The organism is Arthrobacter sp. MMS18-M83, from assembly GCF_026683955.1.
Classification (GTDB): domain Bacteria; phylum Actinomycetota; class Actinomycetes; order Actinomycetales; family Micrococcaceae; genus Arthrobacter.
Genome location: NZ_CP113343.1, coordinates 453,521 through 477,479 on the forward strand (window position 1 = coordinate 453,521; position 23,959 = coordinate 477,479).

26 protein-coding genes are annotated in these 23,959 nt (G+C 62.5%); 7 read left to right on the forward strand and 19 right to left on the reverse strand.

Translation table 11 applies throughout. The features are described 5' to 3' along the window. Positions 1 to 2 precede the first annotated feature (2 nt). The 13 genes from OW521_RS02160 to OW521_RS02220 all read right to left on the reverse strand — a co-directional run bounded on the left by OW521_RS02160 (position 3) and on the right by OW521_RS02220 (position 13,210). Positions 3 to 707, reverse strand: a complete 705-nt coding sequence (locus tag OW521_RS02160) for an enoyl-CoA hydratase-related protein (protein ID WP_268022545.1) — start codon at positions 705 to 707, stop codon at positions 3 to 5. Continuing rightward, the gene (locus OW521_RS02165; RefSeq protein WP_268022546.1) at positions 700 to 1,899 is read right to left on the reverse strand and encodes an acetyl-CoA C-acyltransferase; all 1,200 of its coding nucleotides are present in this window, start codon (positions 1,897 to 1,899) and stop codon (positions 700 to 702) included. Before OW521_RS02165 ends, OW521_RS02160 begins: the two co-directional genes overlap by 8 nt. Before the next feature lie 61 nt (positions 1,900 to 1,960). Next, positions 1,961 to 2,725 carry an SDR family NAD(P)-dependent oxidoreductase gene (locus OW521_RS02170; protein WP_268022547.1) on the reverse strand — a complete coding sequence of 255 codons (765 nt, stop codon included), beginning with the start codon at positions 2,723 to 2,725 and terminating at the stop codon, positions 1,961 to 1,963. Between the two features lie 12 nt (positions 2,726 to 2,737). Next, positions 2,738 to 3,586 carry a mesaconyl-C4 CoA hydratase gene (locus tag OW521_RS02175; RefSeq protein ID WP_268022548.1) on the reverse strand — a complete coding sequence of 283 codons (849 nt, stop codon included), beginning with the start codon at positions 3,584 to 3,586 and terminating at the stop codon, positions 2,738 to 2,740. A 15-nt stretch (positions 3,587 to 3,601) separates the two neighbouring features. Continuing rightward, positions 3,602 to 4,843, reverse strand: a complete 1,242-nt coding sequence (locus tag OW521_RS02180; RefSeq protein WP_268022550.1) for a cytochrome P450 — start codon at positions 4,841 to 4,843, stop codon at positions 3,602 to 3,604. Positions 4,844 to 4,854: 11 nt separating this feature from the next. Continuing rightward, positions 4,855 to 5,331 carry a nuclear transport factor 2 family protein gene (locus tag OW521_RS02185; RefSeq protein WP_268022552.1) on the reverse strand — a complete coding sequence of 159 codons (477 nt, stop codon included), beginning with the start codon at positions 5,329 to 5,331 and terminating at the stop codon, positions 4,855 to 4,857. Between the two features lie 43 nt (positions 5,332 to 5,374). Next, entirely contained in the window at positions 5,375 to 5,932 is a 558-nt protein-coding gene (locus OW521_RS02190; protein ID WP_268022554.1) for a hypothetical protein, read from the reverse strand. A 139-nt stretch (positions 5,933 to 6,071) separates the two neighbouring features. Then, the gene (locus tag OW521_RS02195; RefSeq protein WP_268022556.1) at positions 6,072 to 6,941 is read right to left on the reverse strand and encodes an enoyl-CoA hydratase/isomerase family protein; all 870 of its coding nucleotides are present in this window, start codon (positions 6,939 to 6,941) and stop codon (positions 6,072 to 6,074) included. Beyond that, complete coding sequence (locus OW521_RS02200) at positions 6,934 to 7,644, reverse strand: enoyl-CoA hydratase/isomerase family protein (protein WP_268022558.1); 711 nt, start codon at positions 7,642 to 7,644, stop codon at positions 6,934 to 6,936. The genes OW521_RS02195 and OW521_RS02200 overlap by 8 nt, the downstream gene beginning before the upstream one ends. 3 nt (positions 7,645 to 7,647) lie before the next feature. Continuing rightward, complete coding sequence (locus tag OW521_RS02205; RefSeq protein WP_268022560.1) at positions 7,648 to 8,595, reverse strand: enoyl-CoA hydratase/isomerase family protein; 948 nt, start codon at positions 8,593 to 8,595, stop codon at positions 7,648 to 7,650. Next, a complete protein-coding gene (locus tag OW521_RS02210) occupies positions 8,592 to 9,881 on the reverse strand; it encodes a CaiB/BaiF CoA transferase family protein (protein WP_268022562.1) in 1,290 nt (429 codons plus the stop codon). The genes OW521_RS02205 and OW521_RS02210 overlap by 4 nt, the downstream gene beginning before the upstream one ends. Beyond that, positions 9,868 to 12,063 (reverse strand): acetate--CoA ligase family protein, encoded by a 2,196-nt coding sequence (locus tag OW521_RS02215; RefSeq protein WP_268022564.1) that lies wholly within the window; start codon positions 12,061 to 12,063, stop codon positions 9,868 to 9,870. Before OW521_RS02215 ends, OW521_RS02210 begins: the two co-directional genes overlap by 14 nt. 121 nt (positions 12,064 to 12,184) lie before the next feature. Continuing rightward, positions 12,185 to 13,210, reverse strand: a complete 1,026-nt coding sequence (locus tag OW521_RS02220; protein WP_268022566.1) for an ABC transporter substrate-binding protein — start codon at positions 13,208 to 13,210, stop codon at positions 12,185 to 12,187. A 67-nt stretch (positions 13,211 to 13,277) separates the two neighbouring features. Here OW521_RS02220 and OW521_RS02225 point away from each other — a divergent pair, with 67 nt between their 5' ends. Continuing rightward, a complete protein-coding gene (locus OW521_RS02225; RefSeq protein WP_268022568.1) occupies positions 13,278 to 13,403 on the forward strand; it encodes a hypothetical protein in 126 nt (41 codons plus the stop codon). A gap of 41 nt (positions 13,404 to 13,444) precedes the next feature. Here the strand turns inward: OW521_RS02225 and OW521_RS02230 are convergent, their stop codons facing one another. The 3 genes from OW521_RS02230 to OW521_RS02240 are packed head-to-tail and all read right to left on the reverse strand — an operon-like array spanning position 13,445 to position 16,874. Further along, positions 13,445 to 14,167 (reverse strand): ABC transporter ATP-binding protein, encoded by a 723-nt coding sequence (locus tag OW521_RS02230; RefSeq protein WP_268022570.1) that lies wholly within the window; start codon positions 14,165 to 14,167, stop codon positions 13,445 to 13,447. Continuing rightward, positions 14,164 to 16,011 (reverse strand): branched-chain amino acid ABC transporter ATP-binding protein/permease, encoded by a 1,848-nt coding sequence (locus OW521_RS02235; RefSeq protein ID WP_268022572.1) that lies wholly within the window; start codon positions 16,009 to 16,011, stop codon positions 14,164 to 14,166. Before OW521_RS02235 ends, OW521_RS02230 begins: the two co-directional genes overlap by 4 nt. Further along, on the reverse strand, positions 16,008 to 16,874 hold the full coding sequence (locus tag OW521_RS02240) for a branched-chain amino acid ABC transporter permease (RefSeq protein WP_268022574.1): 867 nt from the start codon (positions 16,872 to 16,874) through the stop codon (positions 16,008 to 16,010). Before OW521_RS02240 ends, OW521_RS02235 begins: the two co-directional genes overlap by 4 nt. 218 nt (positions 16,875 to 17,092) lie before the next feature. Here OW521_RS02240 and OW521_RS02245 point away from each other — a divergent pair, with 218 nt between their 5' ends. The 6 genes from OW521_RS02245 to OW521_RS02270 all read left to right on the forward strand — a co-directional run bounded on the left by OW521_RS02245 (position 17,093) and on the right by OW521_RS02270 (position 21,766). Continuing rightward, complete coding sequence (locus tag OW521_RS02245) at positions 17,093 to 18,340, forward strand: CoA transferase (protein ID WP_268022576.1); 1,248 nt, start codon at positions 17,093 to 17,095, stop codon at positions 18,338 to 18,340. Next, positions 18,337 to 19,248, forward strand: a complete 912-nt coding sequence (locus OW521_RS02250; RefSeq protein ID WP_268022578.1) for an NADP-dependent oxidoreductase — start codon at positions 18,337 to 18,339, stop codon at positions 19,246 to 19,248. Before OW521_RS02245 ends, OW521_RS02250 begins: the two co-directional genes overlap by 4 nt. Beyond that, on the forward strand, positions 19,245 to 19,730 hold the full coding sequence (locus tag OW521_RS02255; RefSeq protein WP_268022580.1) for an HtaA domain-containing protein: 486 nt from the start codon (positions 19,245 to 19,247) through the stop codon (positions 19,728 to 19,730). Before OW521_RS02250 ends, OW521_RS02255 begins: the two co-directional genes overlap by 4 nt. A gap of 36 nt (positions 19,731 to 19,766) precedes the next feature. Then, the gene (locus OW521_RS02260; RefSeq protein WP_268022582.1) at positions 19,767 to 20,762 is read left to right on the forward strand and encodes a PDR/VanB family oxidoreductase; all 996 of its coding nucleotides are present in this window, start codon (positions 19,767 to 19,769) and stop codon (positions 20,760 to 20,762) included. A 103-nt stretch (positions 20,763 to 20,865) separates the two neighbouring features. Beyond that, entirely contained in the window at positions 20,866 to 21,357 is a 492-nt protein-coding gene (locus OW521_RS02265; RefSeq protein ID WP_268022584.1) for a MarR family winged helix-turn-helix transcriptional regulator, read from the forward strand. A gap of 31 nt (positions 21,358 to 21,388) precedes the next feature. Next, a complete protein-coding gene (locus tag OW521_RS02270) occupies positions 21,389 to 21,766 on the forward strand; it encodes a MarR family winged helix-turn-helix transcriptional regulator (protein ID WP_268022586.1) in 378 nt (125 codons plus the stop codon). Positions 21,767 to 21,769: 3 nt separating this feature from the next. On the opposite strand, the gene OW521_RS02275 is transcribed toward OW521_RS02270, so the two are convergent. The 3 genes from OW521_RS02275 to OW521_RS02285 all read right to left on the reverse strand — a co-directional run bounded on the left by OW521_RS02275 (position 21,770) and on the right by OW521_RS02285 (position 23,875). Beyond that, entirely contained in the window at positions 21,770 to 23,053 is a 1,284-nt protein-coding gene (locus OW521_RS02275) for a cytochrome P450 (RefSeq protein ID WP_268022588.1), read from the reverse strand. A 10-nt stretch (positions 23,054 to 23,063) separates the two neighbouring features. Beyond that, positions 23,064 to 23,591 carry a VOC family protein gene (locus OW521_RS02280; protein WP_268022590.1) on the reverse strand — a complete coding sequence of 176 codons (528 nt, stop codon included), beginning with the start codon at positions 23,589 to 23,591 and terminating at the stop codon, positions 23,064 to 23,066. Between the two features lie 89 nt (positions 23,592 to 23,680). Further along, complete coding sequence (locus OW521_RS02285; protein ID WP_268022592.1) at positions 23,681 to 23,875, reverse strand: hypothetical protein; 195 nt, start codon at positions 23,873 to 23,875, stop codon at positions 23,681 to 23,683. Positions 23,876 to 23,959: the final 84 nt, after the last annotated feature.

Genomic DNA, 23,959 nt, shown 5'->3' on the forward strand with positions numbered 1-23,959 from the left:
ACTCATCCATCGTTCCAGACAGACTGATTGACGTTCTCATAGACCAATCGCTTCGACGCCTGCACGGCGAGCGGTGCATTGCCGGCGATGCCACGGGCGAGGTTCATCGCCACGTCCACGTGGGTTCCCGCGGGCGCAACCTTGTTCACTAGCCCCCAGCTCTCGGCGGTCTCGGCCGAAATGGGCTCGCCCGTGAGCAAGAGGTGAAGGGCTACCTTCTGCGGCAGCTGCTGCGCTATGCGCGGTGCCCCGCCTCCGGCAGCGAACAATCCGCGTGTCACTTCGGGCAGACCGAGTCGCGTGCCCTCTTCGGCAACGATCAGGTCGCAGGCGAGTGCGATTTCGAGCCCTCCGCCGAGGGCGAAGCCATGCACCGCGGCGATGATCGGCTTCGCTGAGAAATGCCGGACGAAGCCGGCGAAACCCCACTCGGGATGCTCGGGCAAAACCAGGCCCTCTCCGGCCGTGAGGGCCTTGAGATCTTGGCCGGCGCAGAACGCCTTGCCGGCGCCGGTGATGACGGCGACGCGAAGCTCATCGGTGTTGTTCAGCAGCTCGATGGCAGAGCCGAGTGCCGCAGCAAGCTCGAAGTTCACCGCGTTGCGTGCCTCGGGGCGGTTCAGGGTGATGAGCAGTACGTGACCGAGGTTCTCGGCTCGAACCACCCCGTCGAGCAAGACGGTCGAATCCGGAGTCTGGTCAGGCATGTTCGGCTTGTTTCGGGACTCGTATGATGAGCGCATCACCTTGGCCGCCTCCGCCGCAGAGCGCGGCGGCGCCGATTCCGCCGCCGCGTCGTTTGAGCTCGAGGGCGAGCGTGAGCAGAATGCGGGCTCCTGACATTCCGATGGGGTGACCGATCGCAATCGCTCCCCCGTTCACATTCACCCGGTCCAGGCCGATGCCGAGCTCGGCGGCGGAAGCAAGTGCGACGGCGGCGAACGCCTCGTTGATTTCGATGAGATCGAGATCGGCCGGTTTGATTCCCTCGCGTTTGCACGCCAGCGCTATCGCATTCGCAGGCTGTGACTGCAGGCTCGAATCCGGGCCGGCAACCATGCCGTGGGAGCCGATCTCGGCGAGCCAGGTGATTCCGGCGGCCTCCGCCTTGTCTTTGTCCATGATGATCAGCGCGCATGCGCCGTCAGAAATCGGCGAAGCGTTGCCTGCGGTGATGGTGCCGTCTGCCCTGAATGCCGGGCGCAGCTCTCCCAGCGTGGCGGTTGTGGTGTCGGGCCGGATGCTCTCGTCTCTGCTGAGGAGGATGGGTTCGCCCTTTCGCTGCGGTATCTTCACCGACACCACCTCGTCATCGAAGAGTCCGTTCTGCCACGCGGCTGCCGCACGCTGATGCGAGGCGGCCGCGAAGGCGTCTTGTGATTCGCGGCTCATCGGGTCCTCGTCGTTCACCCGCTCCGTGAGCAGCCCCATCGCTTCGGCCGTGAATGCGTCTTCGAGACCGTCGACGGCCATGTGGTCGACCATCGTGATCGGGCCGAACTTCGTGCCCTGGCGGGAGCCTGTCAGCAAGTGCGGCGCCTTTGTCATCGACTCCTGCCCACCTGCGACGATAACTCCGAAGTCTCCTGTACGAATGAACTGGTCTGCCATGATCACCGCCTGGATGCCCGAAAGGCACACCTTGCTCACCGTGGTGGAGGCGACCGACATGCTCACGCCGCCTTTGTTGGCTGCCTGTCGCGCGGGCAATTGACCCGCCCCTGCGGTGAGAACCTGGCCCAGGATGACATAGTCCACGGCTGAGGCCGGCACGGCTGCCCGCTCGAGGGCTGCAGCGATGGCAATCCCGCCCAGGTCGGCCGCGTCGAACGACGACAGGCCGCCGAGGAGTTTTCCGATGGGAGTCCTCGCTCCCGCCACAATGACCGAGCTGCTCATGCACGTACCTCTTTCACGTCTTGCGTTGATTCCCCTTGGGGCCTGACCGGTGACCCGAAGCTCACTGCGGCGCCATGCGCAGTGCGCCGTCCATGCGAATGGTCTCGCCGTTGAGGTAGTCGTGCTGCGCGATCATGACCACGAGTTGTGCGTACTCATCAGGGCGGGCGAGACGGTGCGGAAAGGGCACCCCGGCCGCGAGCGAGGCGTTGACCTCTTCGCCGAGCGCGGCCAGCAGCGGAGTGTCGACGATTCCCGGTGCGATCGTATTCACGCGAATTCCGTAACGGGAGAGGTCGCGCGCGGCGGGCAGCGTCATCGCGACGACGCCGCCCTTCGACGCCGCGTAGGCGATCTGTCCGATCTGGCCCTCATAGGCAGCCACCGATGCGGTGTTCACGATCAGCCCGCGTTGCCCCGTGTCGTCCGGCTCGGTGCCCGCGATCACCTCGGCCGCGAGTCGAAGCACGTTGAACGTACCGATGAGGTTGATCGAAATGGTCTTCTCGAAGAGGCCGAGTTCGTGGGCGCCCTTCGATGAGATGATCCGCCGGGCGGGTGCAATGCCCGCGCAGTTGACGGCAAGCCGGAGTGGTGGGTCGTCGTCGCGTATGGTCGATAATGCAGCGAGAACCGCTTCTTCGCTCGTGACGTCAGCCCCGACCATCCTGATGCCGGGTCGATCTTCACCAGCGTTCGCTTCGACCGCTCTCGGCAAGTCGAGGCCGATGACCGATGCGCCCTGTTTGGCGAGGGCCGAGGCTGTCGCCGCGCCCAGTCCTGATGCCGCACCTGTGACCAGCGCAGTGATTCCCGAGATCTGCATTTCTTCTCCATTTCAGTTCAGTGGTGTCACGTCGCCGCGAGCCACAAGGGTGCCCAGTGCATCCACGACCCGCACGCAACCGCTGCCGTGCTCGCCGGGCGGCTCGCCGATCGTGAGCGTCTGCGAAGCTGTCGCCGGCTTCAGCAGCCGATACGAGAACTCAGCACCGAATACATCTGTGCCGCGAGCACGGAGGGCCTCCGCCATCAGCAGAATCTGCAACGGACCGTGGATCACCAGGCCTGCATGCCCCTCCGATAACGCAAACGCCTCGTCGTAGTGGATTCGATGCGAGTTCGAGGTGTACATCGAGAAGAGGAACAGGGCAACCGGGTCGGCGGCGAAGTGCAGCTCGGGCGTGATCGATTCGTCAGGCGGCGCGGATGGGGCTGGCCGCGTGAGCTGCGGCGACGCGGCCGGCGTTGAGTCCCCCGGTTTCGAATCGACCGGCTTCGACGTCAGCGGCCTGTATACGATGTCGTGCTCCTCGCTGACCGCGAGTTCGCCGTTTTGCTCGAAGTCGTGCCGAACGGTCACGAATGTCAGCGGGCCCGAGGAGCCAACCTTCTGGGCCGTCCTTACCACCTGGCTCATCTTGGTGGTCTCGACGCCGAGTGCCAACGGCCGCAGGTTCCGCGTGCGGCCGCCGGCAAACATGCGCGAATGAGCTCCAAGCGGCGGTTCGGGCATTCCGTGCAGCGGATGTCCGTCGACCCCGAGCTCGTCTCTGCGCCACCTTTCGAGCAAATACACCGCGTGCCACATCGGCGGCAACCCCTTGCCGAAACCGCCCGGTTCGACACCGAGCAGTGCGCCAAGAGCGACAGCAGGCCCTTCCTCGAGCACCGCGTGGCGCGTCACAACCCGCGAGTGCATTTACAGCACGACACGCATCTCTAGGGGGGCACGCATTTTCACGCCTTCTTCGACGGGAACGAACCCGTCGGCGAGACGCATGCCGGGAAAGCGGTCGAGCAGCGCATTCATACCGATCTCGAGCTCGTTTTTCGCCAGCATCGCACCGACGCAGGCGTGCACACCGAACCCGAACGCGAAATGCTCCCCGGAGCCGCTGAAGGCCTTGTCGTGCTTGAAATCGGTGCGGTAGGGGTCGAAGGTCTCCGAGTGCGCGAAGCGGCGTTCGTCACGATTCGCTGATGCAATGACGAGGTGAACCAGCGAGCCGGCGGGAATGTGGATTCCCGACACCTCGACGTCTTCGGAGACGACCCGGCCGTTCATCTGCGACGGCGGGGTGACCCGCAGCGTCTCACTGATGACCGGGGTCACGAGGGAACGGTCATCCCGAACCGCTTCGAAGAACGAACGCTCAGAGAGAATGTGCCGAAAAATACTTCCGAAGGTCTTGTCGGTGGTTTCGGCGCCAGCGTTGAGCAATTGCGTCACGTGCGTCTTGACCTCCTCGTCTTCGAGCCTTTCTCCCTCGACCTCAGCGGTGGCCAGTGTCGAGATGAGATCGGTGCCGGGATTCGCGCGGCGCTCCTGGATGATCGGATCGAGGTATTCGCGCAATTCGACCCGTGCCTCGATGCCCTTGCGGTGCACCTCAGGATCTTTCGTGAGGTTCGCCAAGAAGGCGATCATGTGTCCGTACCAGTTGAGAAACCGGCTCTCGTCTTCCTTGGGCAGATCGAGCATCGCCGTGATCACCGAAACGGGCAGGTGGTGCGCGAAGACCTCGAGCAGATCGACTTCGTCGCCTGGTTTGAGCGGTTCGATCAGGCCGTCGACGCTCTTCTGAACGCCGCCGTCAAGGATCTGCCTGACATTCTGCCTGATCAGTGGCATCCAGCTCTCGAGGCCTTCGCCACGAAAGTTGGGGCTCACAAGGGCGCGCTTTCGGGCGTGCTCGCGGCCCTCGAGCTGCAGCAGGCTGCGACCGAAAACGGGCTCGAGTTGCCATTCGTAGTTTCTCGAAGTGAAAAGGGGATTTCGGTAGGCGGCGGCGACGTCTGCGTGCCGTGTGATGAGGTAGGACTCGGTGCTCTCGTCATAGTGCACGGGGTCCTCGGCCCGTAGCACGCGGTAAACGGCATACGGATCGGCCGACCCCTCAGGCGAGAGCAGCAGTGGAACGTTCGAAGCAGTGTTTGCCATGATCCCCCGATTCAGAATGCGGGAAGGAGCTTGATGTCTTCGCCCGAGCTGACGAACCACCGCGTGACGTGACGCTTGGAGAAGCGCCATTTGCCGTCGGCGCGGCGCTCGTACTCGTCGTCGTACGTTGCAGCTACGAAGCTGACCTTGCCGTCGTGGTGCTCACAGATCGCGAAGCAGTCGCTGCGGCCGGTCGCCGCGTCAGCCGACGTGAACTGGACCACGTGATTCGTCGTCCAATGGTTTGTGCTCTTCCAGGCCGCGTCGATGACGACCAGCGACTGGCGAATGCCATCGGTGTTGAAGAAGTCACCCCGGCCGCCCGGAATCAAGTAGGAGGCGTCATCGTGCCAGAGTGTCATGAATTTCTCGACGTTCTGGCGATCGACTCCCTCACAGTATGCCGCCACCAATTCGCTCAGTTCGGTGCGGCTCTCGAGCTCATCGAGGCGCTGTTCGAGGGTCTTCTGTACTGTCGTGCTGCTCATCTCATGCTCCCTTGTACTTTGCCGTGGTCCGCGGTGCGAGGATTCAGCGCAGACGGTCCGGGTAATCCGCCGGAAGGTCTTCGGCGTCGAGTGGTTCGATGCGACGATCGACCACGTAGCGGTCCTCACCGAGAGCCTTTTCCTCGTCGTCGAACTTCCAGAACACAACCGTTCGGCCCGACAGCATGTAGTGCCGGCTGCTCTCGTCGTCTTCTGCGACGAAGCCCAGTTCTTTGGCCACGGCCGAAGTGAGAATCTGACGGTAACTTCCATCAGACATGATCTCGTCGTCGGAGATCATGAGCCGGTCTTTGATCGACTCGATCACGTACGACCCGCTCTCGACCATGTGCTCATAGTTTGCCACGACCGCTTCCATACCCTTGGGCCCGGTGTCCCCGAGCACATTGGCGAACACGCCGTACTCGTGGTACTGGGGGTCGGCGCACAGCGACGGGATGACGAGTGACAAGTCCGCGAGGACCTCGCCCTTCGCGTGCAGAACGACGGCGTCGAGCTGGCGCCGTTGCCGCTCGTTCTGTGCCTTGTGCATGTGTGGTTCATAGCTCGTGTAGGTCAGACTTGCGTCAAAATTCATCATTGAACACTTCCATTAGAGGAGAAACCCAGGTGGTTTCTCGAACCGGAACTTACGGGGCCACATTCTCGCCTTGAGAACCTGGCTTCGATAAATACATTACGATGTAAACTAATTTTCATCAAGCCATTTGCATAGATTTTTATCGCAATTCAGCACGATCCCCTCGCGACGATTCCAGCGCCGATTCAACTCCTTCAGAGCGGAGCTCGCGCAAGAAGTTGTACTCGCCAGGCTGGAAGTGGATGTTGCTGAGCGAGGCACTCACGACCGTCGTGGCCGCGAACGAAAGGTCGACACCCATCTTCGCCAGCGAGGCGAAAACGGCGTACTTCTCACTCACGATTCCGTCGCGCATGATCGACGCGCACATGGTCGCAAGTTCTTCGACCTTGCCACTGCGGTCGGCCGACGAACCTGTCCAGTCGATCAGACCGTAGGCCAGGGCATCCTGAGCCGGCCAGTTCAGACCGAGAAACATGAGGTCTTTGGCGCGCTTGAGCCCGACCAGGGCGATCAACAGCGACAAGTCGCCATCGGCACCGATATTGCGCCACCTCGGGTTGCCGAACCGCGCATCGTGTGAGGCGACCACCAGATCACAGCACAGAGCAAAGTACAACCCTGTCTCGAGGCAATCTCCCTTCGCCTCGAGAATGGTGACCTTGCGACATTTCAGCAGCCGGGAGTAGAGCCCCTTCGGCCCCCACCAGTTCTCGTCGAGCGCAATGAGCCTGGCGCGCTGACTGGGGTGCTTGCGGACCGAGCCGCCCGGCGCGTCGAGGTACTGCCGCCAGACCTCCTCGACATCCCACCCCGTGCTCAGGTGATCGCCTTCTCCGCTCAGAACGACGACCTTGATGTCGTCTTCGCTCTCGACCTCATCGAGGTAGGTGCAGATTGCGGCAGCCATCTGTGCGTCGATGGCATTGCCCGCCTCCGGCCGGCGCAGAGTGATGCGCGCGATGTGCGATTCCCGGTCCAGATCAAGGGTGACGCGCGACTCACTCATGGGTTTCTCCGTGGCTCACGAGCAGGCCCGCCGAATAGAAGCTCGCCATATCAAATTCCCTTCCTACGCCCGATGCATCGAGCACCGCCTGTTGCAGCATTTTTGTCATGACCACGCCGTCGAGCGGCATCAGCGCCACCGAGGCGGCCATACCGAGCGCCGTTGCGCTCAGGTCATCGCGGTCGACGACCCGGTTGACCAGCCCGAACGCATCGGCTTGGGCCGCGTCGATCCCATAGTCGCGAATCACCCAGGCTTTGGCCCTGTTCAAACGAATGGTGAGCGCCGCCAGCACGAAGTTGGCTTCCGGATGATCTGCGAACGGCGAAGCGAACCGCGCGTCGCTGGCTGCCACCGTGAGGTCCGACGAGAGCACCAGCAGGCTGCCCGCCCCCGCGCATTCCCCCGCGACCTCGGTGAGAATCACCTTCTTCGAGAAGGTCATGCTCTGGTACAGCGCGGCCGCACCCGCGAAGTTGCGGCTCCACTCCGTGAAGATCACGGCGGCGCCAGGGTCGGGCGCCGGCTGGAAGGGAGCGAAGTCACCGCGGGCGCGCAGAACGATGACCTTCACCAAGTCGTCGTCGGAAAGGTCGACCACGGCGTTGCGCAGTGCGGCCGCGAAGGCCGCGTCGCCACGTGAGAGCGGTGAGAAGTCCTCAACCTCGATGACGCCCACCCAATTCTTGATCGTGATGTCCACGGCTCAGCTCCTCTCTGCTGCGGTGGTTGTGGCGGACGCGGCAGGTGCCGCCTTCGTGACCCGGGGATCGGCCGCCCCTTGCCGCTTCTTGTCGGCGTCGAGCGCGCCGCCCACACCGACCTCCTTCGCCGTTTTCCAGAAATCCAGCTCGTCAGGTGCGGTCTGCAGAAAGTGCGACACCAGAAGGCCCGTAATCGATGGCACGCTCGTGTCCATCACTCCCTCGGCGGCCTTGATTCGTGCCTTCAAATAGAGCAACTTCTGCAGAGGGTTCTGGGCAATCTCTTCGGCAACGCTCTGCGCGGCCGAGCCGAGGTCAGCCGCGGCGGCCGTCTGGTGCACCAAGCCGAGGCTTTTTGCCTCGATACCGGACATCGGCATGGCTGTGAATCCCGTGCGCCTGGCGGCCTTCGTGCCCAGAATACGGTTGATGTGCACACTCGCGACCGCGCCGGCCGGACCGAGAAAACGGGCCTCAAGAGCACCGATTTTCGCATCGTCGCTCGCAACCACCACGTCGCACTTGCAGGCGATCATGAAGTAAGCGGCAGCGGCGCAAAAGCCGTGGATCTGGGCGATCGTCACCTTCGACGAGCGCGATATCGCCTGGCTGAAACCGAGACGCCCCCACGCCATGTCTGCTCCGTATCGGTAGCCGACATTCAGCGTTCGACGCCGTTCGTGCGGCCGACGCTGGCCCCACTCTTCGTTGATCTCGTTGCCACTGCAGAACGACCGGCCATTGCCCCGAAAGATGATGACCTTGACGTCGGTATCGGTCTCGGCCTCTGCCATCAGGTCGACGATTCGATCACGCATCGGCACACTCATCGCGTTGTGCTTCTCGGGCCGGTTGAGCGTGATCGTCGCCACGCCGGTTCGTCGGTCAACCTCATAGAGCACAAGCTGCGGCGCGGCCGCGATACTCTCTTTTGTGCCGTAACGCGTCATCTGCCTTCTCCTGTTTCATTATCGTGTGAATGGATCTCGACGACGCCACGGGCCGCAAGGTCCGCGATCTGCTCGCGGGTCAGCCCGGCAATGAGGAGTTCCTCAATCGTGTCTTCACCGAGTTCAGGCGTCACGGTTCCCACCCTGCCCGGCGTTCGCTCGAGATGGAATGGCAGTCCCACCGTTTTGACGGAGCCCCATTTTCTGTCTTCTTGTTCCACGATGTACCCGTTGGCCAGGGCATCCGGGTCATCGGCAAGGTCGAGAAAGCTGTTCACGGGAGCCACTGGAACGTTGTTCGCCCGCAAGATCTTGACCCACTCGTCACGACTCTTGGTCAGAAATGTCTCTTCGATCATCGGTTCGAGAATGTCGCGTTGCTTTTCACGCACCCGGCTCTTCGCGAACCTCTCGTCGTCGAACAGGTCTTGGCGGCCGAGCGCCGCGGTGAGATGCACCCACAGCTTCTGGTCGGTCGCCGCGATCACCAGCCATTTGCCGTCGCCGGCCTTGAACGCGCCCGATGTGGAAGTGACTCGGCTGCCACCGAGCCTGAATACCTTGTTCTGGTCCAGTGCAATCGTCACTTCGGCCGTGTGCAGGCCGATCGCCGCACCCATCAGCGACGCATCCACTCGCTGGCCTTGCCCCGTTCGTTCGCGCACGAACAAGGCGGTGAGCACCGCCATGGCGAGAAACATGCCACCGGCTGTGTCGGCGAGGCCCCTGGTAGCGAGCCGGGGCTCGCCCTCGGTCCCGCGGTTGAAATCGGAGACCCCCGAAACCGCCTGTGCGACCATGTCAAACATCGGCTCGGCTGCGTTCGGCCCGTGCGGACCGTAACCCGATGCCGCGGCGAAAATGACCTTCGGATTCACGGCCCGCACCTGCTCGTAACCGAGCCCGAGCCGCTCCATCACACCAGGGCGAAAATTCTCGATCACGACATCGCAGGTGGCCGCCAACTTCAGAATGAGTTCACGCCCCTCGTCGGTGGTGATATCGACCGCCATCGAACGCTTACCCCGGTTGAGGCTGTGGAAGAACCCGCCGAAGCCGGCCGGTGAAAGGCGAAGGCGCCTGTCCCACTCGCCACCCGGGCGCTCTACTTTCACGACTTCGGCACCGAGGTCTGCGAAGATGCGCGTCGCATAGGGCCCCTGCATGAAGCGCGTGAAGTCGAGAACCCGGACGCCGTCGAGTGCCCCGGCAGGCAGCGAGCCGATTTTCGGGGCCTCGGTCGTTTCTTCAGTGGCCCCTTCGGCGATCTGTTCAGGCCTGGACACGGTCGACCTCCACGGCCTCGATCGTCGAAACCAACACATCGAGCCCCTCGACCCCGCGACTTGTGATGCGCAGCGGATTGACCTCGAGCGCCTCGAGCTGGTCGCCCAGGCAGAGGCCGGCGCGGCTGATCGCGAGAATGGCCTCGCTAAGCGCCTCGAGGTCGACCGGCGCCGTTCCCCGAGCGCCCTTCAGCAGAGCAGACCCCTTGAGTTCGTCGAGCATCTCGACGATGTCAGAGGCGACCACGGGAAGAACCCGGATGCTGCTGTCTTTAAGTGTCTCGACCCAGATACCGCCCAGGGCCACCGTGAGGACCGGGCCGAACGTCGGATCTGCCGTGACACCGACCAGCAGTTCGAGCCCCGGTTCGCGCATCGGTGACACCAGCACACCCCGGATGTCGGAGCCCGGTACGTTGACTGAAGACGACTCGATGATGCGGCCGAAAGCCGAGCGCGCGGCATCGGCATCTGTCACCCCGAGCACGACACCGCCGACGTCAGACTTGTGCGGAATGTCGCTCGAGCATACCTTCATCGCGACGGAACCGGTCATTTCCGCGACGGCCGACGCCGCCTCATCTGCGGTCGTCACGAGTCGCGCGGGCACCATCGGCACACCGGCCGATTCGAGAAGGGCACGCCCCGCCGCTTCGTCCCACGGGCCAACCGGGAAGACCTGCTGCGGGCGTTCGGGAACGGCGTCTGGAGCCTGCCGCCCGAGAATGCGCGCGCTCTGGTCGATCCAGCGCATCATGTAGCCGATCGAGGACATCGCCAGATCGACTCCCGGCAGAAGGTAGATGCCGTTCTTCTGCAGGAGGTCGCGCGGATACTCGTGAACATCGAGCGCGGTGTTCGAGGAGAAAAAGATGGGTACGGGCGATGCCTTCGCGATCTGTCCGATGATCTCCATGCGACTCTCGATGAAGACAGGATCACTGGGTTTCACCTGCGGCAGAGGCGTCATCATGGTGAAAATGAAGTCCATTCCGGGGTCTTCGGCAGCGATCTCCATCAGATCGTCTTCGGCTTTGGTGTGCCGCGGCCGTTCGCGAGCATGCCCGAAACCGGTCGTGTCCAGCGGATTGAGGGTCGAGGCGAACGGCGGAAGCATTTCCCTTAGACCGTCGACCGTCTCTTGCCCCCATGCGGGCAGGACCAGGTCATGGTTGCTCGCCAGGTCAGCGATCACGTTGCAGCCGCCGCCCGAGGACGTGACGACGCCCATGCGCCTGCCCTTGGGTCGACGGTCGGTGTAACCCAATAGCCCGACTGTTGAGACGAGCTGTTCGAGACTCTCGACACGCACGATTCCCGCCTGCTTGAAGGCAGCATCGACGACCGCATCATTCGTCGCCATCGCGCCCGTGTGGGCCATGGCCGAGCGCATCCCCTCTTCGCTTCGACCCGCCTTGTAGACCACGACCGGTTTACCCGCCTCGAGCGCCCGGTGAGCGACCTTGATGAAACGGTCGGGGTCGCGCACGGTCTCGAGAAAGAGCGCGATGGATTTCGTCGATTCATCGTCGATGAGGTAGTCGAGAACGTCCAGGGTGTTCATGACTGCGGAGTTGCCGAGCGAAGCCCATGTGCTGATGCCGACGGCATGCGCCTGAGCGAACTCGTAGGTGGCCCGTGAGATGGAGCCGCTTTCGAATACGGCGCTCACCGGCCCGGCGACCGGCGCATAGTGCGAGGCCACCGCCCAGGGCGCGATGCCGAGGGTGCCGTTGATGAAGCCGATGGTGTTCGGGCCCATGATCGTGATGTCGAGCTGTTCGGCCGTGCGCTGCAGTTCGAGCTGGCGCAGCCGGCCTTCTTCGCCGGTTTCGCCGTACCCGGCGGCGAGAACCACGGCATTGTGGATGCCCGCGACCGCCGCGTCTTCGAGAATCTCGATGACCCGGCCCGGCCCCACCATGATGAACGCCATGTCGACCGGTTCGGTCAGATCGCGCAGCGTCGGCACTGTGCGGTGCCCGAAGAGTTCAGGGTATTTCGGATGCACGAAAACAAGCTTTTCCACCCCGCCTCCGAGACGGAGGCTGTTCATCAGATTGATGGCCCAGCTTGAGCTGTTCGAAGCGCCGACGATGGCGATGCTGCGAGGCTCGAGGAACGCTCGAATGCGATCGGGGGTGACAAGTGCTCGGCGTGCGGTGAGTTCAGCGATGGCCATCAAGGCCTCCTTAGTGTGAATGCGCTTGTTCAATGGAATTTAGTTTACCATGTTCAGTATTTTTGTAAAGGAAAGCCCGCCCAGTGTTCGAGCGGAGGCGGGCTTTCCGTTTGGGGGCTGGTTACGGCTTGAAAGCGACCAGCAATTGTGTCGACGGGTCGTATTTCAGCGTGACCATTTCGTCTTTGAACGCCTGCGGACTGTTCGCGAACGACATGGTGCCGCCCGCTTTTCCGGAGACACCTTCGAACGGGGCGATCCCCTTGAGTGCGGCACTCAGGGCGTCGCCGTCAGTGACGCCCTTCGTCACATCGAGCGCCTTGGCGAGTGAGATGAATCCGTCGTAGGTTTGGCCCGCGGCTTCGGAAAGTCCCCCCGCCGCCTGGGCTGCGGTTCCACCGTACGCAGCAGCGTACTTCGCGGCGAAGTCGGCATAGAGCGGCTTGTCGGGCTGCTTGTTCTGGATGCTGTAGACGGGAACGGTGTTGTACGCGGCACCACCGATTCGAAGCGCATCGGGTGCAACGGGCGATGAAAAACCGATGAGGGGCACGACGAGTCCCTGTTCGTTCATCGTCTTCACCATCAGCCCGGCATCGGCGGCCGACGATCCGATGATGATCACTCCATCGGGCTTTTCAGCCTGCATGGCCGCCACCGTCGACGCGAGATCAGTCGCGTTCAGCTTGTAGCCGACAGGCGCCGCGGCGGTGATGCCCTTCGCCGTCAGAGCCTTGTCCACCGAATCGAACAGGGTCGACCCCGACGGTGAATCATCGTGTACGACGAGAACGTTCTTCAGCTTCAGGTCTGACGCCGCCTGGGCCATTTGGTTCGGATAGTCGGACTGGAGGTGCGTCGTACGGAAAACGTACTTCGATCCGTCAGTCAACGCAGGCGAAATGGTCGAGGTCGACATGTAGATGATTTTGCGCGGGTCGGTCAATTGCCGAATGGCCAGACCTTCGATTGTCGTGTACGCACCCGCGAAGATTTCGGCGCGATCGACAGTGAGGGCGCGCTGGGCCACCTGGGCTGAGGCGTCGGCGGTGAGCTGGTCGTCGTAGACCTTCAACTGCAGCTCACGACCACCAGCGCCGCCACCGGCGTTAATTTTGGAGACCGCAAGGTTGGCCGCGTTGACCATTTGCTGTGCCGTTGCCTTGTTTCCGCTCGTCAGCGGAACGGGGAACGCCACGACGAGAGGTTTACCCGTGAATGCAACGCCCCCGGATGAGCTCGATGCAGGGCTTCCCCCGCCGCAGCCGGCGAGCATCAACGCAGCAGCGACTGCCATCGCTGCTGGTACGAATGACTTCTTCATGTTCTCTCTTTTCTGAATGTGCAGTGCGGTGGTGGCGCGAGGTGAAGTTCTGGGGAATCAGCCGAAATAGGCTTTGTTCAGCGCGGCGCCGGTCAGGGTCTCGGGACTTCCTTCAGTCGAAATGCGGCCATCGCGCAGAACGATCAACCGCGAGCAGGCACGGGCGACCCGCTCGCTGTTCTGCTCGACGATCAACATCGACATGCCTCGTTCCCGGAGCGCTCCAAGGGATTGGTATATGCGGTCGATGATGAGGGGTGCGAGTCCCAGTGACGGCTCGTCGAGCAACAGCAGTTTCGGGTTCTGGACGATTGCCCGCGAAACCGAGAGCATCTGCTGTTCTCCGCCGGAAAGGAGGCCGGCGAGTTGGTTCCTGCGCTCAAGAAGCACTGGGAACAACTCATAGATGAGGTCGCGCACTTCGGAGAGGCGCTTTCGCACCTCGGCCGGGCGAAGCAACATCGTGGAAATCTGCAAATTCTCATCAACCGTCAATGGGCGGATGACGCGGTGCCCCTCTGGCAGAAGAACGATGCCTTTGCGCGCGAGCGCCGCCGTGCCCTTGCCCGCGATGTCTGTTCCCTCGAACAAGATCTGGCCCGAACTCGGCTTCAGTGCCCCGCTGATCGATGACATGAGCGTCGACTTGCCAGCCCCGTTCATCCCGACCAGGCCAACGACATCGCCGGCATTGACGGACAGCGAAATTTCTTTGAGCACGGGACTGTGCCGCCCGTACGCGACGGTGATGTTCTGAACGTCAAGCAACGGCGCGTTCACTTGGGCACTCCTAGGTAGGCAGAAATGACTTCGTCCTGCGCGAAGACCTTGGCGGGCACTCCGTGAGCGATGATCTTGCCCGTCTGCAACACGTAGATGCGGTCGCACGCTGCAGTGATGAGCGGCAAATTGTGGTCGACGAGCAGAACACCGATCTCTCGTTCCGAAAGCAACCTCACAATGGCGGCGACTTCGTCTCGTTCGAACTCAGTGAGCCCTGCCCCTGGCTCGTCAAGAAGCAGGAACGACGGCTCGAGCATCAGGTTGCGCGCGATCTCGATCATGCGCAGAACACCGTACGGCTGCGCGCCTGCCGGATGTTCGGCTCTGCCGGCGATGTTGAAGTCGGCGAGCAGTTCCATCGCCCGTGCCTGGATTCTCTTGTCATCGCGCCTTGCCTGGGGCGAATAGACCGTCTGGCCGAGCGCACCCGCCTTTGCCCGCCCGTCGCCACCCAGCATCACGTTCTCGATGACAGAGAGGTCGGGAATGTACTTCGGACTCTGGAAGGTTCGCCCGATGCCACGCCGGACGATGTCCGCCTGGCGTCTGCCGATCAGTTCCATTCCGTCGAGTTCGATCGAACCGCTCGAGGTGGGTACATCACCGGTGGCGGTGTTGAGAAGAGTGGTCTTGCCCGCTCCGTTCGGGCCGATGAGCCCAACGACCTCGCCGGTCGAGACTTGAATACTGGCATGATCGACAGCAGTGTTGCCACCGAACTTGACGCTGATGTCTGTCAGTTTGAGTTGCCGAACCGTGCTCGCTCGCTCGGTGAGAATCAAGCGCTCCACCCGCTCGATGACTGAAGCAGCCGCAGTCGCCAACCCCGCCGGTGTATCCGACGCGGTCACAACGGGTTCGACCAACCCGATCCTGCCCTTGATTCGCGCCCATTGATCGCTGAATGCACCGGCTATGCCGCCACGCGTCAAGATCACGAGAACGAGGATGCCGATGCCATATACGAGGTCTTGCGCAGAACTCGTCGCAAGTGAGACTTCATCCATCACCACCAGCGCAACGACGCCGAAGAGCGGCCCCCAGAAATAGCCGGCACCGCCGAGAATGACTGCCAGAAGCAAGGCGATGAGGCGGGTGAAGCTGAAGGTGTCCAGATCCATGACGAGCTGGAAGTGGGCGAAGAGCACTCCTGCAAGTCCGGCGAGTGCACCGGAGATCGCGAATGCGACGAGGCGGGTCGAACTCGATGAGATTCCGACTGCTGACAGGATGCGCGGCCCTTCCCGAAGGGCTGTGAACTTGCGTCGCATCGCCGAGCGCTGGATGCGCAGCATCAGCTCGAACACCAACCAGGCGAAGACAGCGATCAGCCAGTAGTACGTCGGCAGTCCGCCGATCAGCAGAACCCCGAAGAAATCCGGCGGCGGAATGAGAAAGATGCCGATCGTTCCGCCGCTGAAATCCTTCCAGTTCACAAGGACCTCCGCCAGCGCGAGGGCGAAGGCAAGAGTCTGGATGGCAAGAAAGACTTCGCTCAGGCGCCGGGTCGGCAGGGCGACCAACACCGACAGAATCGTCGTGGCCACCACGGCAACGACTAGCGCGATCCAGAAATTGAAACCGAATTTGACTTCAAGGAACACACTGGTGAACGCGCCAAGGCCATATGTCATGACCAGAGCCATGTTGAAGATTCCGGCGTAGCCATAGGTCAGGTTGAAGGACACGGTCAGGATGTAGGCGATCAGGCCCGCCGACGCGATGTGCATCAGATAGGCATCGCCCGAAACGCTCAAGCCGAGCAGCGCGAGGACAATCGGTGCGGCGATGCGCAGAGTCGCGGGGCCTGCCAGACGACGGGTGAACCTTGCGGTTTTCATACTCGTTCCGCCGTTCCTCTAAAGGTGAAAAGTCCATTGGGTCTGAACGTGAGCACGACGGTCAGAACGATGAAGAGGCCCGTCAGCTGCAGCCCGGGGCCGATGAATGTGTCCATCGCGGTGGCCGCGGCTCCCGCGACCACCGCCCCGCCCACGGCGCTGAACAATGAGCCGAGACCACCGATCACCGCACCCACCAGCGAGAAGAGCAACAGGGTCGGGGCTACTTCGACGGAGACGCTGGCCAGGCTGGCCTGAAACATTCCCCCGATGGCGAGGCAGATGCCCGCAACCACCCAGGCGAGCAGTTGGAACCGCTGGCCGTGAAGGCCGTAGATCGCGGCGAGTTCTTTGTCGTGCGAAACGGCCGTCAGCGAACGCCCGACAAGCGTGCGGTCGAGAAGGAACCAGAGCACCAGCAGCAGCAGCACTGCCAGTACGATCACGAGAATTCGTTGGGTGGCGGTCCGGTACCCAAAGATGTCGGTCGTGCCCGAAATCCACGGTTGTACGACCGTCGGCGCTCCGCCGAAGATCGAGCGGGTCACGAAATTCAGAATGAGACCCACTCCGAGCGACGCGAGCGTCAACCCGATCGGGGAGACGCCGCGCTTCTGCGCGGGCCGGATGGCGAGGTAGTAGGTAACCGCCCCGACGACGGCGCCCGCGATGAGGGTCATCAGAGCCCCGACGAGCGAATTGGTCGCCGTCGTCCATGACGCGCAGGCCGCCGCGGCGAAAACAGCGACATAGCCTGCGCCGAAATTGACGACGCCACCAACTCGATAGACGAGGCTCACAGATGCCACCAACGGCACCAGTACCGCCGAAACCGACAGCACGGCGATCACAAAAACGACCATTGACACTCACTCCTTTGTAAGTTCAAAACACTCTCCGACAAAACAGTTAGCGTCGTTAAGTGTTTGAGCAAATCTACATCAAAAAGATCCGGAGTCAATAGCCTTGGCGAAGGATTTTCGATATCAATCCGGGGGCAAATTCATGTCGACAGCCGCGTCGATCCATGTATAGTTAACCTAGTATACGAACGGTTCAGCGCGACACAAGGAGGTATCTCGTGGACTCATCCCAACGGGCCGCGGACGGACCCCTCGCCGACCTGCACATCGTCGATCTGTCGAGTTATGTAGCCGGCCCCTCCGCGACGATGACGCTGGCCCAACTCGGTGCCGACGTCATTCGCATCGACCCGCGAGGCGGCGCTCCCGACACCCGGCGCATGCCGCTCGCTCCCGACGGGAGCAGCCTCTACTGGGCCGGCCTCAACCGGGGAAAGAGGTCACTCGAACTCGACCTACGTTCAGAAGAGGGCAAGTCCACCGTGCGCCGGCTCTTGGCCGTCGGCGGGCAGGGCCATGGCATCGTCGTCACCAACGCGGTAGGGCAGAACTGGCTCTCGTACGAGGAGCTGCGCCGGGTTCGCCCCGATCTCATCCACGTTCACCTCGCCGGCCGAAGCGATGGATCCTCGGCAGTCGACTACACCATCAACGCCGAAACTGGCCTGCCCTTCATCACCGGCCCCGTGAACATGAAAGAGCCGGTCAACCATGTTCTACCCGCTTGGGATCTGCTCGCCGGGCTGCATGCCGCCCTCGCAGTTCTCACCGCTGAGCGAATGCGGCGCGCTACCGGACTCGGCCAATCGGTGAGCCTAAACCTCGCAGACGTCGCCGCGACCACCCTCGCCCAGCTCGGCTATGTGGCCGATGTGGTCGTGAACGGGGCCCACCGGCGTCGCGAAGGGAATTCCTTGTACGGCTCCTACGGCTGCGACTTCGCGGCGAGCGATGGCGGCCGATTCATGATCGTCGCCCTCACCGCTCGGCACTGGAAGGCGCTCGTTGCATTGACGGGTACTCAGCATGCCATCGCCGGCATCGAATCGAGTCTCGGCATCAACTTCGCCGACGAAGCCGTTCGGTACAAGTACCGCGATCTCGCCTCCGCGCTCTTTGCGCCTTGGTTCGCCCGCCTGAACAGCGACGAGACCCGCGCGCAGCTCAAGGCGAGCTCGGTGCTCTGGAGCGAGTACCGTTCGGTGGAACAGATGGCGACAGCCCCAGACGGCATCGTGCGGCAAAGCGCCCTTTTCGACGATGTCGACCACCCCGGCATCGGTGTCTACCCGGCGCCTCGCTCGGCCACCACGATGAGTGGATGGTCGGCCCCCGCCAGTCGCCCGGCGCCGCTGCTCGGCCAGCACTCCGACGAGATTCTTGCCGAGTGGCTCGGCACAATGACAACCGAAGCCGCAGCCGCATCCGATGCGCTGCAACTCAGCGCTGACGGATCCGGGAGATGAGTCCAATGTACGCCGTGCAATTCGACTTTCCGGGCGGCCGTGAAACGCTCAGCTACAGAGAGGCGCCTGAGCCGACCCTGGGCGCCGGTGAGGTGATGATTGGCTTCGAAGCCTCGAGTATCAACCCTGCCGATTTGAAAATCAGCGGCGGCCGCATCGCACCTCGGGCCGGAACGTCACCGTTCACGCTGGGCTGGGACGTGGCGGGAATCGTTGACCAGGTGGCGCCCGGCGTCGAAGGATTCAGGGTGGGCGACCGGGTCATCGGAATGTCGACGATGGCCTCGACCGGTCGGGGAACCTGGTCGCAGCTCGTCTCGCTGCCCGCGACCTCACTCGCCCTGGCACCCACAAGGATCGACCCCACCGTGCTCGCCCAGCTGCCCCTGGTTGGTCTGACCGCGCTGAAGGCGGTGGACGAACTCGGACCCCTGCCGGATCAGACTGTCCTGGTCGTCGGCGCGGCCGGGGCGGTCGGCAGTTGTGTCGTGCAACTGTTGGCAAGGCTCGGCGTCGAGGTTCATGCTCTGGTTCGAACCCGCGAGCGGGCCGACGCGCTCGCTTCGGAAGGACAGGTTACGGCGGTCTACACAGGCGAAGCTCCGACATCCACTTTCGACGCGATTATCGACGCGGCTGGAATCGACGCCGCCTATGCCCTTCGGCCGGGCGGAAGCTACGTGACCTGCGTTCCCGGCACGCTGCCCGAGAGCGTCGGAGCGGGCGGATCGATTGGCGCGACCGCGATCGTGCCGGAGTCGGGCGCGAACCTCGCCACGCTTCTCGGTTTCCTGGCCGACGGAAGCCTAAGCCTCGGCGAACCCTCCGTGTTCAGGCTCAGCGACATCGACGCCGCCTTGACAGCGTTCGAGAACCGACGCGCGCGTCGAACGGTGCTGATCGCATGAGCGGCGTTTCGCCGGCGTCACTGGAGTGGGGTATAAGGCGCACGTTCATCGAATACGTCTCGGGCCTCGACGACGGCGAGATCACCGCCGAGGAGCCAGCCACCGTTTCCGGGCTGGGCCGCTTTTCGTTCCCCGCGCAGCCCGGTTCAGAGCTCGACCCCAAAACTGGATTTGGTGTGCTCAAGTTCAGCGGCACGGCGCACGCCAGCGGCCATTTCGGCCTGATGAGCGTGACCATCACCGACCCTTGGATCGAAATCGGCCTCGATTGCGCGGCGCTGACTATTCCCGATCCCGACCGCGATCCCGTATCAGGAAAGCGCATCGCCTTGGCCACTCTGACTCTCAAGACGGAAGACGGATCAAACGTCTGGGTAGACATCGCCTCGACCCTGGCAGTCGAGGCGATCGGCATCTTCAATCGGCAATACGAAAGCGGCAGCGCGATGGACCCGGTCACCGTGGTCTACCCCCAGCGCTGAACTCACCACGAAACACCAGTCACATAGGAAGTAGGAATGATGGCAACTCTGGCAGAACACAGCACAGAGCGAGAGGCTCCGAACGACCCCAACGCCCGACTCACGCTCGTCGTAGCGGCCCGAACGGTCGAAGCAGACGGCGTCGTCTCGCTCACCCTCGTCGACCCCGAGAGGGGGGCCCTGCCAACGTGGACTCCGGGGTCGCACATCGATCTGCACCTCAGCGACGACTTGGTTCGGCAGTATTCGCTGTCGTCGAGTTCGGGCGACACTGAGAAGTGGCGGGTAAGCATCCTCAAGGAGAGTGAAGGACGCGGGGGTTCGCACGCCGCGCACGAGCGCATCGCCGTGGGCTCGCCGGTGACGGTCAGCATGCCGCGCAACCACTTCGTTTTGCATCCCTCAAAGAACTACGTCTTCGTCGCCGGCGGCATCGGCATCACGCCGATCGTTTCGATGATCGAAGCGGCCCAGCAGAGCGCCTCAAGCTGGAACCTCGTCTACGCGGGCCGCTCACGTTCGTCGATGGCGTTCGTCGAAGAGCTCGCCCACCACGGCGACAGAGTAAAGGTCGTGGCCGGTGACACCGATGGCCGCATGGACTTCGCCGCCTACTTCGCCGAGGTGCAGCCCGACACCCTAGTGTATGCCTGTGGCCCCGAGTCACTTCTCACCGCCCTTGAGGCCGCGATCACCCACTGGCCGGTCGATAGCCTGCACACCGAGCGCTTCGTAGGCAAAGGGGTCGACGAGTCAGCTGACGTCGACTTCGAGGTTGAATTCGCCGACAGCCACCTGAAACTGACCATTCCCGCCGGAAAGTCGATTCTCGAAATCGCCGAGGAGAATGACCTGCCGGTGATCTCGTCGTGCGGCGAGGGTACCTGCGGCACCTGCGAGACCGTCGTTCTGGCCGGGTTGCCCGACCATCGCGACTCGATTTTGACCGACAGCGAAAAGGCCGCCAACAAATCGATGTTCATCTGTGTGTCACGTTCGATCGCGGGATGCCCACTGAAGCTCGACCTATAGGGATTGGACAGACGATGGACATCTTCATATATTGTGGCCATAGCTACGCGGCCACGCGGGCACAAAAGTGAGTAAAACACCTTATGAACTATGGCGTGATCCAATGACACCCGACGCTCCGACCAGTGCGCACCCCGTCTCGCAGACGAACCTGATTCGCCTGCGCATGGCCCTCGGGCGGCTCGGCAGACTGCTACGCCAGCAGAACAACGACGGGCTACCCTACGCCCTGATCTCGCTGATCATGACCATTCACCGCCTGGAACCGGTCACAGCGAAAGAACTCGCCGAAAGCGAAGGTGTCACCCCACCCGCCGTCACGCGCTCCCTCAACCGCCTCTTCGAACTCGGCCTCATCTCACGCGAGGAGCAGGCCACGGACCGCCGCGCGCAGTCGATCCGCTTGGCAGACCTGGGCGAAGCCAAACGCATCGAACTGCTGCAGAAGCGCGAGATCTGGCTCACCGAACACATCGATCAACTCACTCCCGACGAGGTCGACAAACTCATCCAGGCTCTCCCCGCCCTCGAAAAGCTGACGACACTTCAGGTGAGTTCCCCGCCCTCCTCTGACGATTTACCGAAGACGGCATAACGACGATTACCGAAGATGGCATAACCCTCATTTGGCGTTATGTCTTCATCTCGCTGATCATGACCATTCACCGCCTCGAACCGGTCACAGCGAAAAACTCGCCGAAAGCGAAGGTGTCACCCCACCCGCCGTCACGCGCTCCCTCAATCGCCTCTTCGAACTCGGCCTCATCTCACGCGAGGAGCAGGCCACGGACCGCCGCGCGCAGTTGATCTGCTTGGCAGACTTGGGCGAAGCCAAACGCATCGAACTGCTCGAGAAGCGCGAGATTTGGCTCACCGAACACATCGATCAACTCACGCCCGACGAGGTCGACAAACTCATCCAGGCTCTCCCCGCCCTCGAAAAGCTGACGACACTTCAGGTGAGTTCCCCGCCCTCCTCTGACGATTTGCCGAGGATGGCATAACCCTCATTTAGCGTTCAGCACCAGCGGCAGCGTCAGGGGCGTCCTCAGCGATCGGCCGCCCCATTCGAACGAGTCTTCGGCCAGCGTCGCGTCGGGGAAGCGTTCCGCCATCTGGCGGAACAATGCGACGGCCTCCATGCGGGCCAGACCCGCCCCGAGGCAAGAGTGCGTTCCCATACCGAACCCGATGTGCATCCGGCTCTCTTTTCGCTGGATGTCGAGCGAATCCGGGTCAGTGAACACAGAGGGATCGCGGTTCGCCGCCGCGAGTACTCCAATGACCGTATCGCCGACCTCGATCTGCACCCCGTCGATGACCCTCGACTGCGCAGCAACGTACGGCAAGAAGTGGGCGGGTGTGACGAACCGGGTCAGCTCTTCGACTGCTTTCACGGCCAGGTCGGGTTCTGCGACGAGGGCGTCCCACTGGTCGCGGTGGGTCAGCAGGCTCAGCATGCCGATTGTCAGCAGATTGCTGGTTGTTTCGTGGCCGGCGAAGATCATCAACGCGACCATCGCCTTCGATTCGTCGTGGCTCATCAGACCCGAACGCTCGGAATCGATCAGCGCGGCGATGAGACCGGTGGTTGCCCCTGATTCCCTCTGGCGCTCGAGCAGTACCTCGATGTAATCCATCAGCCCCGCATACGCCTGGGCCCCCTCGATCGCCGACTCTTCCGAATCGGCGTTGAACTTGTTCTCTGCGATCCGCTTCGCCCACTCATGAATCTGCTCGAGATCGCCAAGCGGGATGCCCAGGAGGTCGCCAAGCACGGTGAGGGGCAGCGTGTACGCGAATCGTTTGAAGTCGACGACGCCATCGACAACAGCGAGTTCGTCGAGACCCTGCATGACGCGCGCCGTTACTTTCCCATCCATCTCAGCCTTCAGCGAGCGAATCGCGAACGGCGGCTGAACGAGCGCCTTGATGCGCGGATGATCGGGCGGGTCGAGTCGCACCAGCTGCTGGAACTCCTGGTCGAGCACGGAGTCGAATGCTTCACGCCCCTCAGGCGAGAACCGCTCGCGAGCCTCTTCGTACCGTCGCGAGTGCTTGGTCGCCGCCCTGCTGTAGAGCACGTTGTCGTCACCCAGCAGCTCACGTACATCCTTGTATCGACTCAAGACCACCGCATCGTGGAGTCGCCAGACCGGATGCTCCTCACGAAGCTGGTTCCAGGTGGGAAAGGGGTCGGCGAGCATTTCGGAGTCGCCAGCCAGGAGCAACTGGACTCGTTCGAGAAGCGGCAGACCTGATTTGGGAGTCATCCCTGACTTGAGTGTCATCGCCTGAACCTCATGCCGTCTTCGCGGGCAACGCAAACGGGTCTTGGAAGGGAACGCCGTTCGCCTCGGCTGCCTCGCGGATCCAGTCGCCGATCTCTGCGGCGATCTCGTGGGAAACGAGCTCGATCCACATACCGGGCGCTTCGTCGTTGTAGTGGAATGTCGCTCTGGCGATTCCGCCGTTCTCGTCGACGCCCGACAGCTCGCGACGGTATCCGCGGCGCTCGAGATCCGCGGCCGCACCCACCAGGTCATCGGTGAAGTAGCCGAGGTGGTGAACGCGCCGACCACCGGTGAGATTGAGGTAGGGTGTTGCGTCGATCTGCTCGAGAAGCTCGATGTAATGCGGGCCCTGCAGTGAATAAGTGAACCGCACCTCACGCCCGACGACGCCGTCAGGGCAGAGCATCGGGACCGTCGATGTGCGCGGCGGCGCCCACATCAGATCGAGTGCCGGTCCCATCGTGTCCATCGCATTCTGCAGATTGTCGACGATGATTCCGGTGTGATAGAGCTTCAGCATCGGCTTTGATGACATTGCTTCCTCCTGTGAAAAGCGCACGCTTAGTGGAGCGATAGACAAATACTACACATAGCTAACTAATACTTCCAGAGTGAGATTGCCGATCATCCGCGCACCAGCTGATTGAACGGCAGCCGGCGGTTGTCGTCCTTGTCGGCGGGCAACCCGAGAATCCGTTCGGTAATGATGTTTCGCTGACTCTCTGGGCGACCCTCGCGCGCCAACCCGACAAGCCGAGCAGCCTCGAGCCCCGGTTCGGCGCCGATCGAAACCCGCTCATTGCTGAGGGTATCGCTCACAACGCTCCATCCGCCCCCACACAACGCCGTCGAGGGGCAGTACAACGTCGTCGAGGAAGACTTCGGGGAAGTGTGAATCGCCCG